The organism is Staphylococcus sp. GDY8P54P, from assembly GCF_017892645.1.
Lineage (GTDB): Bacteria > Bacillota > Bacilli > Staphylococcales > Staphylococcaceae > Staphylococcus > Staphylococcus ureilyticus.
This window is the reverse complement of the sequence record NZ_JAESLN010000042.1, coordinates 1-3,247: the sequence shown is the minus strand read 5'-3', so window position 1 is coordinate 3,247 and position 3,247 is coordinate 1. Positions and strand designations below refer to the sequence as shown.

Sequence of the window (3,247 nt, the reverse complement as noted above, 5' to 3'; positions counted from 1 at the left end):
TTGTACATTGAAAACTAGATAAGTAAGTAAAATTTATGATTTTACCAAGCAAAACCGAGTGAATAAGAGTTTTAAATAAGCTTGAATTCAAAAAGAAATAATCGCTAGTGTTCGAAAGAACACTCACAGATTAATAACATTTTGGGTTTTCAACCGACGGTTGTCGAGTTGGAAAGCAAATAGATTAAGTTATTAAGGGCGCACGGTGGATGCCTTGGCACTAGAAGCCGATGAAGGACGTTACTAACGACGATATGCTTTGGGGAGCTGTAAGTAAGCTGTGATCCAGAGATTTCCGAATGGGGGAACCCAATACGAGTTATGTCGTATTATCGATACGTAAATACATAGCGTATCGAAGGTAGACGCGGAGAACTGAAACATCTTAGTACCCGCAGGAAGAGAAAGAAAAATCGATTCCCTGAGTAGCGGCGAGCGAAACGGGAAGAGCCCAAACCAACGAGCTTGCTTGTTGGGGTTGTAGGACACTCTATACGGAGTTACAAAGGAATAGATTAGACGAAGCATCTGGAAAGATGCATCAAAGAAGGTAATAATCCTGTAGTCGAAAATCTGTTCTCTCTTGAGTGGATCCTGAGTACGACGGAACACGAGAAATTCCGTCGGAATCTGGGAGGACCATCTCCCAAGGCTAAATACTCTCTAGTGACCGATAGTGAACCAGTACCGTGAGGGAAAGGTGAAAAGTACCCCGGAAGGGGAGTGAAAGAGAACTTGAAACCGTGTGCTTACAAGTAGTCAGAGCCCGTTAATGGGTGATGGCGTGCCTTTTGTAGAATGAACCGGCGAGTTACGATTTGATGCAAGGTTAAGCAGTGAATGTGGAGCCGTAGCGAAAGCGAGTCTGAATAGGGCGTTGAGTATTTGGTCGTAGACCCGAAACCAGGTGATCTACCCTTGACCAGGTTGAAGTTCAGGTAACACTGAATGGAGGACCGAACCGACTTACGTTGAAAAGTGAGCGGATGAGTTGAGGGTAGCGGAGAAATTCCAATCGAACCTGGAGATAGCTGGTTCTCTCCGAAATAGCTTTAGGGCTAGCCTCAAGTGATGATTATTGGAGGTAGAGCACTGTTTGGACGAGGGGCCCTTCTCGGGTTACCGAATTCAGACAAACTCCGAATGCCAATCAATTTAACTTGGGAGTCAGAACGCGGGTGATAAGGTCCGTGTTCGAAAGGGAAACAGCCCAGACCACCAGCTAAGGTCCCAAAATATATGTTAAGTGGAAAAGGATGTGGCGTTGCCCAGACAACTAGTATGTTGGCTTAGAAGCAGCCATCATTTAAAGAGTGCGTAATAGCTCACTAGTCGAGTGACACTGCGCCGAAAATGTACCGGGGCTAAACATATTACCGAAGCTGTGGATTGTCCGTAGGACAATGGTAGGAGAGCGTTCTAAGGGCGTTGAAGCATGATCGCAAGGACATGTGGAGCGCTTAGAAGTGAGAATGCCGGTGTGAGTAGCGAAAGACGGGTGAGAATCCCGTCCACCGATTGACTAAGGTTTCCAGAGGAAGGCTCGTCCGCTCTGGGTTAGTCGGGTCCTAAGCTGAGGCCGATAGGCGTAGGCGATGGATAACAGGTTGATATTCCTGTACCACCATGAATCGTTTTAAGCGATGGGGGGACGCAGTAGGATAGGCGAAGCGTACGATTGGATTGTACGTCCAAGCAGTAAGACTGAGTGTTAGGCAAATCCGGCACTCATAAGGTCAAGCTGTGATGGGGAGAGGAAATTGTTTCCTCGAGTCGTTGATTTCACACTGCCGAGAAAAGCCTCTAGCTAGATTTATGGTGCCCGTACCGCAAACCGACACAGGTAGTCAAGATGAGAATTCTAAGGTGAGCGAGCGAACTCTCGTTAAGGAACTCGGCAAAATGACCCCGTAACTTCGGGAGAAGGGGTGCTCTTTAGGGTTCACGCCCAGGAGAGCCGCAGTGAATAGGCCCAAGCGACTGTTTATCAAAAACACAGGTCTCTGCTAAACCGTAAGGTGATGTATAGGGGCTGACGCCTGCCCGGTGCTGGAAGGTTAAGAGGAGTGGTTAGCTTCTGCGAAGCTACGAATCGAAGCCCCAGTAAACGGCGGCCGTAACTATAACGGTCCTAAGGTAGCGAAATTCCTTGTCGGGTAAGTTCCGACCCGCACGAAAGGCGTAACGATTTGGGCACTGTCTCAACGAGAGACTCGGTGAAATCATAGTACCTGTGAAGATGCAGGTTACCCGCGACAGGACGGAAAGACCCCGTGGAGCTTTACTGTAGTCTGATATTGAAATTCGGTACAGCTTGTACAGGATAGGTAGGAGCCTTAGATACGTGAGCGCTAGCTTACGTGGAGGCGTTGGTGGGATACTACCCTCGCTGTATTGGATTTCTAACCCGCACCATTAATCATGGTGGGAGACAGTGTCAGATGGACAGTTTGACTGGGGCGGTCGCCTCCTAAAGAGTAACGGAGGCGCTCAAAGGTTTCCTCAGAATGGTTGGAAATCATTCATAGAGTGTAAAGGCACAAGGAAGCTTGACTGCGAGACTTACAAGTCGAGCAGGGTCGAAAGACGGACTTAGTGATCCGGTGGTTCCGCATGGAAGGGCCATCGCTCAACGGATAAAAGCTACCCCGGGGATAACAGGCTTATCTCCCCCAAGAGTTCACATCGACGGGGAGGTTTGGCACCTCGATGTCGGCTCATCGCATCCTGGGGCTGTAGTCGGTCCCAAGGGTTGGGCTGTTCGCCCATTAAAGCGGTACGCGAGCTGGGTTCAGAACGTCGTGAGACAGTTCGGTCCCTATCCGTCGTGGGCGTAGGAAATTTGAGAGGAGCTGTCCTTAGTACGAGAGGACCGGGATGGACATACCTCTGGTGTACCAGTTGTCGTGCCAACGGCATCGCTGGGTAGCTATGTATGGACGGGATAAGTGCTGAAAGCATCTAAGCATGAAGCCCCCCTCAAGATGAGATTTCCCAACTTCGGTTATAAGATCCCTCAAAGATGATGAGGTTAATAGGTTCGAGGTGGAAGCATAGCGATATGTGGAGCTGACGAATACTAATCGATCGAAGACTTAATCAAATTTAAAAGTTTTGTTGGTTGAACTAAATTTTACTTACAATCTAGTTTTGAGTGTGTAAATTTTATACATGACATTGTCTGGTGACTATAGCAAGGAGGTCACACCTGTTCCCATGCCGAACACAGAAGTTAAGCTCCTTAGCG

At 48.3% G+C, this 3,247-nt stretch carries 2 rRNA genes; both read left to right on the top strand.

The features are described 5' to 3' along the window. Positions 1-182 precede the first annotated feature (182 nt). A 23S ribosomal RNA gene (locus tag KA883_RS12665) occupies positions 183-3,103 on the top strand. Positions 3,104-3,180: 77 nt separating this feature from the next. Next, positions 3,181-3,247: ribosomal RNA gene (rrf, locus tag KA883_RS12660) — 5S ribosomal RNA — on the top strand; the annotation flags it as partial.